11 protein-coding genes are annotated in these 16231 nt (G+C 65.5%); 3 read left to right on the forward strand and 8 right to left on the reverse strand.

What is annotated here, in order from left to right:
- Positions 1-623: 623 nt before the first annotated feature.
- Both ABD205_RS06540 and ABD205_RS06545 read right to left on the reverse strand, forming a co-directional pair.
- Positions 624-2222: a hypothetical protein gene (locus ABD205_RS06540; protein WP_344043615.1), complete on the reverse strand. Its 1599-nt coding sequence runs from the start codon at positions 2220-2222 to the stop codon at positions 624-626.
- Positions 2223-2653: 431 nt separating this feature from the next.
- Positions 2654-3187, reverse strand: coding sequence for a hypothetical protein (locus ABD205_RS06545; RefSeq protein ID WP_344043618.1), 534 nt, complete (start codon positions 3185-3187; stop codon positions 2654-2656).
- Positions 3188-3309: 122 nt separating this feature from the next.
- Between ABD205_RS06545 and ABD205_RS06550 the strand changes: the two genes are divergently transcribed.
- Entirely contained in the window at positions 3310-4818 is a 1509-nt protein-coding gene (locus ABD205_RS06550) for a GNAT family N-acetyltransferase (RefSeq protein ID WP_344043620.1), read from the forward strand.
- 5 nt (positions 4819-4823) lie between these two features.
- Entirely contained in the window at positions 4824-5222 is a 399-nt protein-coding gene (locus ABD205_RS06555) for an ASCH domain-containing protein (protein ID WP_344043622.1), read from the forward strand.
- Positions 5223-5312: 90 nt separating this feature from the next.
- On the opposite strand, the gene ABD205_RS06560 is transcribed toward ABD205_RS06555, so the two are convergent.
- The 3 genes from ABD205_RS06560 to ABD205_RS06570 form a co-directional block, all read right to left on the reverse strand.
- Positions 5313-6323 (reverse strand): abortive infection family protein, encoded by a 1011-nt coding sequence (locus ABD205_RS06560; RefSeq protein WP_344043624.1) that lies wholly within the window; start codon positions 6321-6323, stop codon positions 5313-5315.
- 1177 nt (positions 6324-7500) lie between these two features.
- Positions 7501-8073: a hypothetical protein gene (locus ABD205_RS06565; protein ID WP_344043626.1), complete on the reverse strand. Its 573-nt coding sequence runs from the start codon at positions 8071-8073 to the stop codon at positions 7501-7503.
- A gap of 575 nt (positions 8074-8648) precedes the next feature.
- Positions 8649-10058, reverse strand: coding sequence for an SIR2 family protein (locus ABD205_RS06570; protein ID WP_344043628.1), 1410 nt, complete (start codon positions 10056-10058; stop codon positions 8649-8651).
- Between the two features lie 434 nt (positions 10059-10492).
- Here ABD205_RS06570 and ABD205_RS06575 point away from each other — a divergent pair, with 434 nt between their 5' ends.
- Entirely contained in the window at positions 10493-10957 is a 465-nt protein-coding gene (locus ABD205_RS06575) for an NYN domain-containing protein (RefSeq protein WP_344043630.1), read from the forward strand.
- Between the two features lie 351 nt (positions 10958-11308).
- On the opposite strand, the gene ABD205_RS06580 is transcribed toward ABD205_RS06575, so the two are convergent.
- From ABD205_RS06580 to ABD205_RS06590, 3 genes are all read right to left on the reverse strand, one after another.
- Positions 11309-13129 (reverse strand): zinc-ribbon domain-containing protein, encoded by a 1821-nt coding sequence (locus ABD205_RS06580; RefSeq protein ID WP_344043632.1) that lies wholly within the window; start codon positions 13127-13129, stop codon positions 11309-11311.
- A 900-nt stretch (positions 13130-14029) separates the two neighbouring features.
- The gene (locus ABD205_RS06585) at positions 14030-14398 is read right to left on the reverse strand and encodes an SDR family NAD(P)-dependent oxidoreductase (RefSeq protein ID WP_344044470.1); all 369 of its coding nucleotides are present in this window, start codon (positions 14396-14398) and stop codon (positions 14030-14032) included.
- Between the two features lie 182 nt (positions 14399-14580).
- Positions 14581-16215: a flavin-containing monooxygenase gene (locus ABD205_RS06590; RefSeq protein WP_344043634.1), complete on the reverse strand. Its 1635-nt coding sequence runs from the start codon at positions 16213-16215 to the stop codon at positions 14581-14583.
- Between the last annotated feature and the right edge of the window lie 16 nt (positions 16216-16231).

Here is a 16231-nt window from a genome sequence, read left to right on the forward strand (position 1 = left end):
GGACTCTGCGCACGTCGGCGGGGCCAACAGCAAAACCGAGGCTCTTCGCCGTTGCCGTCAACTGCTTGTCGGTGAGGGGGTACCTCCGTTCGAGCTCGGCCAGCAGGCCCTCAACGAGGGATTCCACCTCGCTCATCTGCGAGCCCCCTCTCCGATTTGCCTCAGTAGGGAGGGTGCCACGTCATGACCCCACCGGCTGGCGATTCCTACCGAATTTGACGAGCGTCTAGCTAGCGCCGGACGATGGGGCACTTCTTTCACTCGCCCGCAGCGGCGACTGCCGAGAGCCGAGCGACCAGATCCTGCATCCGGTCTGATTGCTTGTGTGAAACCACTCGTCGATGTCCCGATACGCGTCCGACGGGAGCGCCGAAGGCGTGAGCGCGCACCTCGCCGATCCTCGCGAGTCGGACTGCGGGTCCGCCCCGCTCGGCGAACAAGCGCGAGCCCCATTGCGGCGGCAAGACGAAGGTCCACGGAGCCGCGGGAGGTCAGTAGAAGTTGCGGTGACGATGCTTCTAGCCGGACCTCTTGGTACCACCGACCGGCTGCATGGCGCGGGCCTACCGGACCGGTGATCCACGTGTCGCAAAGTTCCTGAGCGATTCAAGTTCTGTCGCGCATTAGTACCCCGCAAGCGTGAGGAGATCGCCCGTAGGATCAGCCAGATGAGTGTCCAAGCGAAGACTCTCCGCGAAAGCGAACGCCATAGGGTCGCCTTGAGCGCCCGCTCTGTTTGCCGCAAAGCGGTTCACCGCCGCTGTAACAAGCGGAGTCGAAGACCGGAGGATGCCAGCAAGGAGGGGGGCATCTGTGACGCCGCCATGCAAGATCAGGTTGCGTTGGCGATACAGGCCCTTGAAGGTCGTAAGGATCTCGGCGCGAAGCCGTCGTACTTCCTGCGGGCGCAGAAAATCCGCAGTGTGGCGGGCCTGAGAAACAACTCTTGTGGACTGAATTCCAGAAAAGTCGCTCCCCTGCAGGAATGCCACGAGCGCCAGCATGCTGGCTTCCCGAGACAAGCCCGCAAGAGATGATGAAAAAATCGGATCGCCCTGCTTGCCAATAAGGGCGCCCATGGTGTTGGTCAAGGCGAAGCGGATCCATGCGATCGTCGCAACGTCGGCGGCGCGCTCGCCCGACACCAACTTGCTTTGATCTCCCGCACTACCGAATAGTCCTTCGACGGTCGCCCATAGCATGCCGGCGGCGGCCGCTCCTCCTGCGAGTACCGACGCCTGGATCGATTCGACCGCAACTTCGAGTCGATCATCAGAAGCTGATCGGCCCATGATGGGCTCCGGAATGTCGTAGTTGGGGAGGAGGTGTTCTAGCCTTGTCCTGGAGGGAAGCGTTCGCGGGGCTTTCAAGCCCTTGATCCAAACCAGTCGATGAAACTTGGGCATGACTCCGGTCTTGAGTAGCGCTGCGTGGGTCACCCGGTGCACAGCTTCGCTTGCGCTTTCGAGGATCCCGTCAATATCGCGCCCCGATCCCCGAAGAATTATCCCCCCGTGCATGGTTCGCGGAACCAGTCCGTTGCCGCCCAGTCCATTCTCGTCGAGCCATTCGTTGACCTGTCGGCGCGTGATCCACCCCGGCCCGGACCTGACCTCAGGCTTGACGGTCTGGGCCAGCATTACGAGCGCTTCGGCAGTTCCCTCGCCATGTCCGATCAAATCTATTAGGTCGTGGATCAAGTCACCGAGAGTCATCGTCCGTGGCTCGTGTTTACGGCGGTAGTCGAGCCAGCGCGACAGATACGCCGGGTGGACGCCCTCGCCTAGCAGGAACGCGGTCAACAGGGTCGCCGCAGAGCTCGGATCAGTGTTGATCATCGCTTGAGGATCGGTGACGCTAGCTGCCCAGTTCGGTAGGTAGTCTGCACGCAATTGCGGAACGAGTTGCCGCACTCCGACGTGACGATGGGTACGTGGTGCGAACTCTTCCGCCTTCTTCGGGAGCGAATTTGCCAACGCGCCCCGCTTCGGCTGATTTCCAAATCCCGGATCGATCAGGAGCCGCTCCCGCACCTGGCCCTTGAGGTCATCGAAACTTGCTCCGCCGAGGACGCTGTTGCTGACCGCCGCCCCGGCGACCAGGAGCTCTTCGATAAGCCGAACCGAGCTCTGTGTGAGAAGTGTTGACGACCACCCCTGACGCGATGACGTACAGCGCGACATCTCGGCGGCGAGGTTCTCGGCTACTCCCAATGCGAACACACCTGGAATTCTAGTGTTCCGAGGGGTCGAGTTCGGGTCGTTCAAGCTACTACTCGGCCTCCTCGGCTCCTCTGGCAGCTGCGCATGGTCGAGCCGGCACAGCTCTTTGGAATTAGCCCCTGAACGTCTGCTGAGTGGCTCGGTAGGCGGGTCCGAGTAGATCTGGGCCGCTAGATGGGCCGCTAGATGGGCCGGCAGGTCGTCCTGACCCACGCGCAGCTGGGTCCTCGTCCGATGGTTGCCCTGACGAGTCAAATCGCTCCGACAGCGCTAATAGGGGCGCTTCCCGCGGCGGCCTGTGAATCCGTCCCCTAGTGACAATCGATCGGCCCGGCCGTGGATCGGGTCCGCCGTTGAATCCACCCATTGCGGGGCGAGCCGGCTGGGTCGCCTCGCCGGCTTTGAAGCCGCGGTTCACGAAGGGGGCAGGATCAGTACGCGAATACGTGCACGCTCGTTACGTCGATCTCCCGGCGAGGATCGCCGAAGAACGCTCCCATCCGCCGCGACACGGTGAGGAACGGGCGCTCCCGCGGCGAACCATCCTTCTTCCAGTTGTTCGTTGGAACAATCAGGAAGAGGTGGTGGGCATCCGGCGCCACGTGTGCCTTCCAAAGGTCCTTCAAGTCGTGGTTGTTCGTTATCGTGCCGCCCCGCTCGACCTCGGCGATCACGCCGCGCCCCTCGGAAAGTTGGAAGAAGAAGTCAGGTCGAGCGTGCGTCACCAATCCGCTCTGCGGCGTCAGAACGACCTCTTCTGCGAACCCCAGCTCCAGGCGCAGCAGCTTCGCGAAGTGGTCTTGGATCGCTTTGCTCTGCGCGCCGTGCACGTGCAGGACTGCGATCTCCAGTTTGGTGGCCTCGATGTGACGGTGGAGGCGTTCGGCCAGCTCGTCAACCGCGTCCATCTCGTGCCGTTGGCCGGCCGGCAAATGCGCCTTTACGTGTCTCTTATAGCCCTCCACGCGCCGGAGCTTCGCAGCTTGAGCTCTTAGAAGCTAGTGGGATGACGTGGCGGTTTTACTCACGGGGTGACACGTTTTCGCCTACGTTGCGGAGCGCTGAACCCCAACGAACGGTGAGAGAGATGAGCGAGTCGCGTTTGACGCCGCAGCCAACGCTGCGGCCAGCGGTCCTCATCGACTCCAACCTCTTCATCGCCGCAGAGGACAACCCCGAAGGCCATGTGTACGGCGCCGAGGCCGCCGAATTGGTGCGTCTTGTGCCGGAGGTCGGCTTCCAACTCCTCCTCAGCCAGGGCACGCGCAGCGACATCCTGCAAGCCCCACCGGCAGTTCGCGAACGCCGACATCGGCAGTTGGCCAAGTACACGGTGCTGGCCGCCGCACCCGTCAACCAGTCGGTTCGCGAGCAGTTTCCCGCCGTGCTGACGTCGAACAACTCCGCCGACATCGAAGTACTCAACACGTTCGCCACCGGTCGGGCACGCTGGCTGGTTACCGAAGACGCACAGATGCGCGGTCGCGCCATCCGCGCTGGCTTGGACGGCGTCTTGTCGCTAACTGAGGCGCTCGACTTTCTGCACAGCTTGAAGTCCCCGGCGACCGTCCACGGTCCCGCCGTGTACGAGGTCGAGGGCTACCAAGTTCAACTCGGCGCCAGCATCTTCGACTCGCTGCGAGCCGACTACGAGGGCTTCGACGACTGGTGGCGAGACAAGGTGTCCAACCGGCCCGTCATCGTCCTCGGCGATACCGAAGACCCTCAAGGGGTCGGCGTCCTGAAGGCCGAGACCGCCCCGTACGGCCTAACCGGCGACCTGCTCAAGATCTGCACGTTCAAGGTCGCCGAGCGCGTTCAAGGCGACAAGCGAGGAGAGCTTCTCCTGCGAGCTTGCCTCGACCACGCACGCCAACATCGCTTAGACGGCTGCTACCTCGAAGTACTCCCCGACAAGCAGGAACTGCTCGCCTGGCTCGCCGCGTTCGGCTTCACAGTCCTGCCCGGGGCGGCCACCGTCCGTGGCGAGCACGTCCTCGTCAAGCACCTTCACCCACCAGCCGACACGCAGGCAGACGTCTCCCCTGCCGATCCGCTGTCGCCCCTCGCGCACCACATCGCCTACGGACCTGGCAGTCTCCTGCTCGAGCGTGCCCACGTCGTCCCGATCGTGGACCACTGGCTGAACCAGCTGATGCCCGACGTCACCGGCGGCGACCTGTTCACAGGTACCGAGGGCTGCGGGAACGCCATCCGGAAGGCCTACCTGTGTCACGCGCCGACGAACAAGCTCGCGCCCGGAGACGCACTCCTGTTCATGCGTACCGGGGCCGGACCGTCGAACGTCTGCGCTGTGGGGGTCGTCGAAGCGACCCGGAGATCGTCGGAGCCTGATGACATCATCGCGTTCGTCGGGACCAGGACCGTCTACAGCCGGGCAAGCATCGAGGCACAGTGCGCGACACACCCCGTCTTGGCAGTGCTCTTCCGTCACGACGGGCCCCTGCCGCACCCGATACTTATCTCAGACCTGGTCTCGGCCGGCGTCCTGAACGGCACCCCTCAAAGCATCACCGAAGTCTCCCCGGAAGGAGTGGCGTGGCTGCGACAACGGAGTCAAACCTCGGACGAGTAGCGCTCATGTCGATCCACCCGCAGTACGCCCAAGCCATCATGGCCGGGACCAAGAAGGTCGAGTTCCGAAAGCGCCGCATCGCCGACGACGTCACCCATGTCATCGTCTACGCAACCGCGCCGGTCAGCGCTGTCGTGGGTGTCTTCGAGGTGTCCGGGCAGACCACGACCACCCCGACCTCTCTGTGGCGCCGCTTCAAGAAGGTCGCTGGTATCAGCCGAGACGGCTTCGACGCCTATTTCGAAGGTCGCGACAGTGCCACCGGCATCACGGTCGGCGACGTCACCGTGCTAGACGAGCCGCTTTGCCTACAAGGGGACCTCGGCATAGGGCGCCCCCCGCAGAGCTACCAGTACGTCAACCCGACAGGCCTCCCCGTCGGCCTGGTTCCCGCCTCCGCCTGACACAACAGGTCAGAGCGTGTATCGCCTTCACGACCAGGCGGCGTGTCCCGGGACCTCAGAGCCCCAGACCACGTCGCGCCCTACGGGCGGTCAGACCTCGTCCGCGGTCGCCCGCATGGCGGAGTCGTCCAGCGAGGCGAGCAGCTCACCGAACGCCTCGACGTGCGAACCGTCGAGCTGGGCGCCTTCGGCCCTGAGGGTCGCGGTGACATCAGTGGGAGCATTCACCAGCGGGCTGCCACGCCACGTATCGATCCACGCCGCGTCCACGACCCGGGTGCGAAGTCCGGCAGCAAGCTCCCGAGCGGCGCCCTCCGGAAGGGAACCGAACACGGACACGAAGAGCGGCGCGTGGGCGTTGGTCAGGCCGATCTCGCCGTCGGAATGCAGCAGCATCCCTTCGAGAACCCCGCAGCGGTAGCCAACCGGGTACTCGTCGAAGCCGGCGTCGACGACCGGGGCGACACCCACGCTGACGGCGTTGCCGAACCCGCCCGCGGCCTGACGCCCGAACGCGACACCGATACGGTGCTGAACCTCAACTGGCTGCTGCGACAGCACCGCGTCCGCGAACTTCTTACGCAGCTTCACCAGCGACGTGCCCGTCCCGACCGCCTCGATCAGGTCGTTCGGGTAGTCCGCGAGGACGTGCCCGAGCCGCCGCAATGCCCACCTGGTCCACATCAACCCGGCCTCGAGCGTCAGAGCCGGCAACTCCTCCCCAACGTCCGGGTTCGTCGCTCGACCGTGCCCGGTCCCGTAGCTGTTCCGGATCGGACCCAACTGCGTCGCCATCGTCTGAACAGCCTGAGCCACCGCACGCACACCCTCATCGTGCGACAGGCCTGGACCAGGCTGGAACTTCAACGCCGCCTGCGCCTTCTTCAACAGGGGCTGCAAGTCCATCTTGTCGTCCGCGGTGCCGTCCACCGCCATCAACACAACCTTCGCGACCGTCTCGATCAGGTCCTTCGCCCGACCGATGACATCCGACCCGTCATCCAACTGCCACGCCCAGCTCAACCGATCTCGAGCAACGCTGACAGCGGCCCAAGCCTCATCGTCGAGATGGTCAGGCCGCTTGATGTCGAACACGTCCACCCGACCGACGCTATCGCCGGCCCCGATCCACCGCGCTGACAACCACTGCCAACCGCACCCGCGCTCGCCCAACCCGACGAGACTCACATGGTCACCTACGGCGCCATGGCCGACGACGGCTGGGAACTCACCCTCCACCGTGAGGCCGACTGGCACTGGCCACTTCGCGACACGAAGCCGAGGCCATCTACGCAGCCTCCCCGCAGAGCAGAGCGCGATCGGCGTGCCGCAACCAGACCCGCCTCCGAAGTGTCGCCGGTTCGTCATCGAGTTCGAACTTCCCGGCGTGGCGAAGGAGAGCATCGACCTCGACGTCGAGCGCAACGTGCTGACAACCGTCCACGCCGAGCGCGTCGCTCGCAGCGGGGAATGGGAGTGATGCGCCTCGGAGAGGCCAAGGGCGCGTTCGACCGCCAGCTCGTGCTCGGCGACGACCTCGACCTGGACCACATCAAGGCGGCCTAGGTCCTCGGAACCTCAGGCGTCGTGCTGCGACGGTCCGGCGTGTCCAGTCGGAGGGGATGGTGTGTCCGGTACGGGTCCAAACGCGGTCCCGCTCGCATGACTAGGAAGAACGGGACGCCCCGTAGCTCGGACTGCCAATCCGCTCACGTCGGACATATGCGCCCCGGTCGGTCGCGTCGCTTGGGCGCGCTCGGTTATCGCCCAGCGCGCTTGGGCCTCACGTTTGGGGGCAGTGCGGGCAGTGAGTTCGGTGCTGACGCCATCAGTAGGACGGGCGTCAGCTTTTCGGCTTGCGCGCCCCGGTCTTTGGCTTCGGATGACCGGAGCCGAGAAGACTCCTGATCTCGGTCCCGCTGCGCGGATCGTCACCTGCCGGCTTAGGCGGCTTGGGATCGCTATTGCCGCGAGCGTCGTCCTGACCGGCCATGCCGAGTCCTCCTGCACTGTTACCAACGTCTGACGACCGCACGTCGATGGTGTGGGGCGAGATGGCCGTTGTGGGCGAAGAGCGGTCGTAGGTGACTCTGCGAGGTGCTCGCCTCACCGGGTCCCTCAGTGCTTGGCCTTCGCTATCCCATTCTTGCGCTTGGGCATGTCCGAATGTATGAGGCTGCGGGTTTCGACTCCGCTGCGCGGGTCGTCTCCCGCTGGCTTCTGGGGCTTCGGATCGTCGTTGCCCCTGGATTCACTTTCTCCTGGCATAGGCCCGTCCTTAAAGTCGAGAAACGAGTATCGCAGTGACCGCTAGGAAAGATCCGAAAGCCAGGATCCATGACGATGCCTTGAGAGCCCCGGTCCGTTCATCGATCACCTTCCGCTGATCCTCGAAGAGCGCAGAGCGGCGACGGTAGAGGATAACCTGCAACTCACCAGCTTTCCGCGGCCCCCACATCGTGTCCCATGTCGAAGTCGGATCGCGATCGGGCCGGTAGACAGTCCTCTGGCCGACGACAGCAACGCAGATGGCGACCGAGCTCACGACAGTTGCCAGACCTGTGAGAGGCCAAGCGTCTTGTTTGACTGTCGCCGCCATCAGCGCGAGAACGGCCGCTCCAAACGCGACCACACTGCCGAGCCGCGTCGTGACAGACTCGAGGCGCTGCTGGTTGAGATCCAGGTTGACGTCGAGCCAATTGCACATGGCTTCGAGCTCGTCCAGTTCGTACTGGGCCGCTACGGCTTCCGACCATTCTCGGTCGCGGTCCCGCTGGGAGGATCTCGTCACGTCGATAGCCTCGCCTATGTCGTCGCCGAGGTCGACCTCGGGCAGAACGCTTGTGGTCAATCATTGACGCTCGCTTGGCTCTCGCGCCCTTCTGGCTCCGGAGCCGCGCAATCGCGGCCGGCGCTCAGGTCTGGGCGGTGTGCGGCAGGTATGTGCCTAGATCGGAGACCTGTTCAATCTTGGTCCAGTCACGGGTCGGAGAGTCGCTCGCGGCAGGTCACCAGCAAACAGGCGTCGGACTGAGAATCCGCTTGCAAGCGGAGAGTCTGAGTCGGAACTGGGCAGAGGGAGTAGCGGAGACCTGAGCACTGGACAGTAGGCGTGACTCGCGGGCCGACCGGCCTGCGATCGATCCCCAGGGCTACGTAAGCCTGGCCGACGGTGTGCGCTTCTCTGCCTCGGCCGGTCTCCCTTCCCAGCGAGCAGCGTGCTCGGGCGGCTACTTCTGCTTCGGTGCCTCGGCAGTTACCCTCGCCGGCTTCTCAGCAGCCTTGGTGATGAAGCGACCAGTGATGGCGCTTCGCCCTCGGGCTGAGCCCACGCGGTACGTGCCATTGCTCAGCCGCTGGACTGAGGTCTTCGCCGTCGACTTCATCGTTGTGCCCCCTTACTTGCCGCCACGCTACACCGGCGGATCACGCCGGCGGCAGCGACTCCAACCGTTGACTCCAGAGATTTGCTCGGACTCCAAGCAGCTCGTACCAGGCGTCCAGGTCATGGTCCTTCAGTGGGCTGGTCGTCGCCGTGGAGATCACCGCCGTCGTGAACTGGGGACCGCCCGGGATCGTCACCGCGATGGGAACTGCGACAACCGATCGCCAGCGCCTCGTCTCACCCGGATCCTCGACGGGTTCCTTCGCGATGACATCGTCAATTGCGAGGCACTGTCCCGCTATCCAAGGGCTGTCGTGATTCGCCGGGATCCGCTTCAGGAGGGTGGCCTCGCGGTAGATTCGGTCGGGCGCAGCCCAGCGAACAAGCGTCCCTTCCCCGTCGGCGACCCAAAGCGTGACGTTGGTGTCGGAGCCAAGTATCCGCTTGAGCTCCTGGCGGTCCTCCTCCAACGCCAGCGCGTGCTCGGCTTGAAGAGCTTCGAAGCGCGAGCACAGTGACTGCCATACGCGCGCCGCGCGTTCGCGGGGCGGCGCGTAACCCGGCATGTTCACGAACGTGAGTTCGCGGATCACTTGCGCTGCATCCGCGTGGTCTTGGAGGAGGATTGGTTCGACTCCGACCGCGCGCCATTGAGCTACGAGCGCGTCGCGAACGTGCTGGAATTGCGCGCGGGACAGCCCCATCGACGCGCGCGCCAACAGCGTGGCGACATGGGCATCGCGGTTCGACCGCGTCAGATCGTAGATCCAGTCTCGCATGTCCGGGTCGCGGTAGGACGTACCGGCCAGGATTAACGGTCCTCGTTGTACCGCTTGCTGGAGTTCGCCGTACTGCCAACTTCGCTCGGCCAGCCCGACGAAGTCCGACAGGCCAAGGATGACGTCGGAGTGGCCCGAACCGGCGATAGGGCTGATGACGCCGTGAAGGTGGTGCACCTCGAGTGAATCAGCGCTTCCCCGAGGCGTCGCGGATGCTCGGGTGAAGAGATGTTGTGGCCGACCGATCTCGTCAAACGCCAACCGGACTGCCTCTTCGAGCAGGGTGTCGAAGTTGAGGGTGAAGAGCCGCGTCGTTCCGGCATCTCGCTGAGCCGCTAACTGGGCGACAGCGAAGTGAAGCGCGGAGGGAAAGGGGGCGTCAGAACCTGAATAGAGAGCTGCAGCCAGCAGGTCGTGCCATTCCTCGTTGGAGAGGACTCCGCGCGCTGCTTCGACAGCCAGCATTGGGTCCTGGCCACGCAGGAAAGCCAACGCCACGTCTGGCGAATCGATCACTCCGCTGCCTCGCAGGATGTCGACGGCGAGAGTCTCCCAATCGGGCAGACCGACAGCCATTGACGCTCCGGCGCCCAGCAGGATCGATATGTCCCCGCGGTCCACCAAGGACCTGAGTTGAGTCGCGATCGCGCCGTCGAGGTCTGGGGCGGTCACGCTCGCATTCTGCCGCTAACGCAGCTCGAATGGGGCCCGACACACCATCAACATGCTCCGCCGGATCGAGCCGACGGGAGGCGGCGTTCGACCGTCTTGAAACCCAGCATCGTTCTCGCATGATGGTTGCCGTCCGTGGCCAGCTCAGCGCCGACGGGCTGCAATCTGGCGCCGTTACGCAGGGTTAGGCGGTTTGCCTTGCCGGCGTCCGATCGGTGTCCCAGAGCTCGACGGATCGCGGTCAGGGTCGACCGGGCGCTGTCGAAGGACGAATTGCCGGTCCGGTGCCATGGAGCGCAGCGAGCACCGAGCCGAAGTGGGCAAGCCTGCTGCCAACCGCTGCTAGATTCTCCGAACGCCGACAAGGCTCGGGAGCGTACAAGGCGGTGAACCGGATGAGGTCGGACGCAGCTGACTTGAGCGAAATCTTGGCCGTGGGCACGAAGACCAAGCGTGATGCCTTGGTGCTGATCGACCTGGATAACGTGCAGATACCACCCAGCCGGCGGCAGCTCCGCGCCCTCATTGGGACGGCTCGGTCGCGGTGCAACGGTCGAGAGTTGCGGGTAGTTGCGGCCGGCAATGCCCAGACATGCGCCAAGTTCGCCGACCTCTGCCGCGACCTAGGCATCGAGTTGATGCGCTGCAGCCGCAGGCCGAACGCCGCCGACCGAGCACTCGTCGCGCTGGCCGGCGAAGCCGTCGCCGCAAACCCTCGCACTAAAGTGATCGTCGTCTCCGCCGACGCTATGTTCGCTCGGCTGAAGCCAGCACTCGTGGTCCTGCCAGCGTGGCAAAGGGAGATGGTTGCCGCAGCGTTGACCGCGGCCGCAGACCAGATCGTGTTGGTCGACATTCGACGCTCGGCACATCGCGCGGGCCGGCGACGGCGTAGGTAGCAAGCCTGCCATGCGAAGGCAGCGTCCGCGTCGTGAAGGCACGCCCAACGCGGAGCGATCGGATACCCCTCAATGCATAGAAGTGACTCTGTTTCCGGGACTTCACCCCCGGACTGGCCCGGAAGGTCCCGCCGCGTTAGCCGATGTCTGTCGGGCATCAGCGCGATCGTCCACGACGCTGTGGCGGCTCAGCACGAGGGGCACACCCGCATGACCACGATGCCCGCGCCGAGCACGCTAACGTCGACGGCACTGCGCCGACCCTGCAATCGCCACCCGATGGCCGCAGCCCGCCAACCCGATCGTGGGGCGTGTGTCGGCCGGAGGATTCGTGTCGAAGAAGAGGGCCGCTCACGCGCTTGTCTTCCGACGACGTGAAGCCCAGCCCTGCTTCCGGGAGCAGCCAGGGCACAGCTGGTGCTTGGCTGAGCTGCGGTCCGCCACCGTGTTCGGGAACGCCTCCCCGCACGGGCACAGCCACCTGCAAGGGGTCCTTGCACCGGGCAGTACGTTTTCCGGCCGAAGCGGCAAGTTCTCGGTCGGGTGCCAGATCGCGGCGACGTCAGGACGTTCGGTCGTTAGGTTCCGCCACGGGGTAGCGACCTTTCCTGCACACGCCGGGCAGCCGCTGCCACCCGGCTTGGTGCGGGCTTTGACCGTCGTCGGCCATGAATGGCCGCAGGACGGTTTACTGCACGTCCAGTTGACGGAGTTCATTGAGCCCGAGTGAATGGTGTAAGGGGCGATGTCGGCGGGGAGCTCGGCAGCGATGTGCGGTGCGACGGTGGCCAGGCAGGTCCTTAGGTTGACCTTCTTGCCAGCGCAATAGGGGCAGCCGCGACCGCGCGCGCGGTCCCTCGGTGCAGACTCATAAAGGTCCTCGAGGCGGCACCGCCACCACACCTTCTTGGCTTGGTCGGCGCGGAGGTTCCGAGCCGTCACGCGACCGTTGGCGTGCTGATCGAGCTCGCCTGCCAGCTTCGCGTGACTGTGCGCAAAGGACTCCTCGCCGTAGTCGGGGTACTCGATATCGTTGAGGATGCTGTCAGCGAGCGCAGTACCGCGCCTCTTACCGCGGGCGATGTAGGTGCGCGCAGCTGCGGCGGTGACGGGGTCGAGCCAGCCCCGGTCGAGCATGCGGTGCAGGACAACTGCAGCCATACGAAAGGGCGTCGGCGTCGCGCACTCGATGTCGTCGGGGTGCAGCGCACGCAGCGGTTGCTCGCGCACCCGAACGAGGCGGTGTCCGGCAGCAAGGACGGCGTCGCTCTTGGCTTGATCCTTCGGCTCCCGGCCGGCGTGAAAGAAAGCGCTGTCGTACTCGACGACCACGAGCTGCTCGGTGTCTCCTCGACCAAGGCGGACGATGATGTCGCCGTGCCCGAAGCTCTTCGTCAAGCCAGGGATGCGCCGCTGGTTGAGCACCGAGCCGGAGCCGAGGGTCGGTGAGAGGACGGACGCGAGTTCGGCGAATAGCTCAATCTCGATGACTGAGGTCTGTCCGCGTTGGCACTCCGGGCAACGAGTCCGATGTGAGGCATGTGCACGGTTCGCCACCGTCGCCGGCCACTCGTGATCTCGGGAGCATCGCCACCAGACCTCGGTCTTGGCACCGTGCGTGACGTCGAAGGGCGTCAGATCGCCGTTCTTGGTGGGGTGCCATTCGGCGGCGACGTCGGGGTGCGTGCATGCAAGACTGGCGCACAGGGGGCACCCGGTCTTTCGCTGAGATGGCAGGGAGAGCCGGTAGTCCGCGTGAGTGGAGTTCTTGAGGCAGCGCCACATGAAGACTCGCTTGGCGCTGTAGCTAACCGTGTCAGGCGTGTCGGGTTGGTTCTCCTCGAGGCAGAAGCTCGCCACCAGGTTTGCGCCGTGCCGGCGCAGTGACCTCTCCGGTGCCAGGACAGATCGTGGTCGCCGGGGGCAGAGCCGGCCCCGGCAGCCTCCGGTGGGTCCTTCCTTCTCGTAGGTGTATGCCTTGCCGCCGACCACACGTACCGACTTCTTCCCGCATACGTGGCACTTCCAGTTCGCCCGGTGGTTGGAGCGCCAGGCGACGGTCTCGGGAGTCGCGTCGCCGTTCTCGTCGTAATCCCAGTCCTTGGCGTACTCCGGCATGCGGTCGGCGATGCTCTGACCGGGTCGGGCGGGGCGCCAGCGGCCTTCACTCACGTGCGGGACCCTCGTGCGGTGCTTCCCTCGTGAGGGGCGCTCGGGGACCTTGCTCATCTGAACCTCTTTCCTTCCGGGCGGTGCCGCGGGAAGGGTGCCCCGCAGCAGTTTGGTGAATCGAACTGCCGCCGGGACTTGGTTCAGTGTGGCTGCGACTTCGCTCCGTCGCGGCCCCGGTCGTGCTGGCTAGCAGAGTAGCGGAAAGAGGAAGGCCCGACAGCTCTCCCCGGATCGAGAGCGCCTGCGCCGGCGTTCGCACGGGACAAGGTTCTCCAGGTTGCCACACGCATACCGCCGCTCTTCGCGGGCCTGGTGACGCGGTTACGCGAACCGCTGTCCCAGGTGGGCACATCCGTGCGCGCAGAATCCTTCGTAAGCGGCTCGGCAAGCGCTCCTGGTTTGCTCCGGTCAACCGGCGCGGGTGAAGACGGTCCCTTCGGCGGAAGAGCTCGGTGCGTCAGGCCTACGCCAGGTTTCTCATGAGTCCCAACTGTGGCGGTCACAGGCGCGGCTATGGGAGACGGAGTTGACCTCGGGGGGTCAGGAAGCCGGCTCGTTCGCGTTCTGCTCCCTCGTCGGGACGCCGGGTGCGTCGAGCATGCCCAGCGTCTCGACTTGAAGGAGCTAGTCCAAGGGGAGCGCCCCGGGCTTGCCGTGTACTTCCGGCCTGCCCCAGAGGGCCCTCGGAGCGGAGTGGCTCTACGTGGCGGCCAGCCCTCTTTCTGCAGCGGACTGAGAGTCCGCTCCGCAAGAGCCCCGTGGCACGGCCGTGGCTACGCGGTGCTCCGGTTCCACTCCGCCCACAATCGACGCCGAGCTGGTCCCGTCAGCACGACGGGACCGGCTCGACGCCGCAGACACCGGATCAGCGAGCGGTGTACCCACCGTCGATCGGCAGCATCACCCCGGTGACCCACGGGCCTCGTCCGCGGCCAGGTAGAGGACGCCGTACGCGACGTCGATAGGGCGACCCAGCCGGCGCAGCGACTGGTGCGACGTCATGAACTCCTCGTACGCCGCAGCCCGCCGTCGAAGTCGCGGGCAATGCCCCTCGACCAGCGGAGTCAGCACGGTGCTCGCGTGCACCGAGTTCACCCGGATGTTGTCCTTGCCGTACGTCGCCGCATCCTGCCGCGTCTGCACCGTCACTGCGCCCTTGGCCACGTGGTACGCGGTGAACTCGTCACTGCCGACCAGGCCGTAGATCGAGGAGAAGTTGACGATGCTGCGCCGCCGCGCCGGTTCTCCCTCGAGACATCCAGCGCCCAGAACTCCGCGCGGCCGGCCGCCGCCCTGATGGCGTCGGTCGTGTCCTTCGCGGCGGCCTCGTTGACGTCGGTGACGGCCACCGCCGCGCCTCGCGAGCGAAGAGCTCGGCGCTGGTCCGCCCCATGCCCAGGCCGGCGCCGGTGATGAGCGCGACCTTGCCTACAGTCGACCCGCGGCGCGCCTCAGGCCCCGACCTCGGCCCGGGCGGGCTGGTTGGCCAGGAACGAGGCGTACCCGTCGGACTCCGCCTGGCGGCAGAACTCCTGGTAGACCTGGCCGCCGCCCATGTAGACCTGGAACTCCTCCGGCTTGCCGGGGATGTTCTCGCCGAGGAACCATGCCTTGGCCTTCTTGCCCTCGGAGTACATGACGGTCGACCGGCCGGCGCGCTCGGTCTCCTGGGCCCACCAGTCCTCCGACTCCGGCGTCGCCTCGAGGAACGGCACCCCGTTCCTCTCCGCCCAGTCGATCGCGCGCTGGAGCCACTGCGCCCCGAGCTGGATCGGCACCGGCAGGTTCGAGTACGGCGTCTGCGGGCCCAGCGACATGAAGAAGTTCGGGAACCCGTGCACCGAGATGCCCAGGTTCGACTTCAGGCCGCCCTCGCGCCACTTGTCCCGCAGCGTGGTGCCATCACGGCCGACGATGTCGATCGCGGTCAGCGTGCCGGTCATCGCGTCGAAGCCGGTGGCGAAGATGATCACGTCCAGCTCGTACTCGACGTCGCCGACCACGATGCCCTTCTCGGTGATCCGGCTGATCGGCTCGGACGCGGTGTCGATGAGGTGCACGGTGGGCAGGTTGAACGTGCCGTAGTAGTTGTGGCCCGTCGGCACCCGCTTGCCGTTGAACGAGTAGGTCTTCGGGCACAGCAGCTCCGCGGTGCGCTGGTCGGTCACGGTCTCGCGGATCTTGGAGCGGATGAACTCCGCGGCGAGCTCGCTGGACTCGTGGTTGGTGGCCAGGTCGTTGAAGCACTCGTTGGCGAAGTGGAAGCCGCCCTCGTTCCACTTCGACTCGAAGATCCGGCGTCGCTCCTCGGGGGAGACCTCGAGCGCGCTGTGCTCGGCCGGCTCCATGTAGACGCCGAACGGGTGTGCCGCGGCTGCGGCGTAGATCTCGTCGTAGTGGTCCCGCAGGTGCTGCATGTCGTCGGCGGTGACCGGGTCGTTGGTCGTCTCCACGATGTAGTTGGGGGTGCGCTGGAAGACGAAGAACTCGCCCGCCTGCTTCGCCACCTCCGGCACGATCTGGATGCCGGAGGCGCCAAGGCCGATCAGCCCGACCCGCTTGCCGGTCAGGTCGACACCCTCGTGCGGCCACATCGAGGAGTGGTACTTCTGCCCGGCGAAGTCCGCGATGCCCGCGATGTCGGGGAACACGGCCTGGGAGAGCACGCCCATCCCGGACACGAGGTACTTGGTGGTGAACGTGCGCCCGTCGGCGAGGGTGAGCGTCCAGCGGTTGGTGTCCTCGTCGTACGCCGCCCGCTCGACGCGCGCCCCGAGCTGGATGTCCTTGCGCAGGTCCAGCCGGTCGGCCACGAAGTTCAGGTACCGCAGCACCTCGGCGCCCGCGGGGTAGCGCTCGGTCCACACCCACTCCTCGCGCACCTCCTTGGAGAAGGAGAAGGAGTAGTAGCTGTACTCGCTGTCGGTGCGCACGCCCGGGTAGCGGTTCGTCCACCAGGTCCCGCCGATCCCGTCGGCGGCGTCGAGCACGAGCGTGTCGAGCCCGATCTCGCGGAGGTGGTGGAGGACCGCGAGGCCGGAGAAGCCGGCACCGATCACGATGGCGTCGTAGCTCTGGTCAGTCATGGGGGTTCCTTTCGAG

Origin of the sequence: Nocardioides panacihumi (assembly GCF_039530925.1) — a bacterium.
In the GTDB taxonomy this organism is placed as follows: Bacteria; Actinomycetota; Actinomycetes; order Propionibacteriales; family Nocardioidaceae; genus Nocardioides; species Nocardioides panacihumi.

Coding starts and splice junctions, on each gene's coding strand:
- ABD205_RS06590 (WP_344043634.1), bottom strand. CDS start 16,215: ATGACTGACCAGAGCTACGACGCCATCGTGATCGGTGCCGGCTTCTCC.
- ABD205_RS06555 (WP_344043622.1), top strand. CDS start 4,824: ATGTCGATCCACCCGCAGTACGCCCAAGCCATCATGGCCGGGACCAAG.
- ABD205_RS06550 (WP_344043620.1), top strand. CDS start 3,310: ATGAGCGAGTCGCGTTTGACGCCGCAGCCAACGCTGCGGCCAGCGGTC.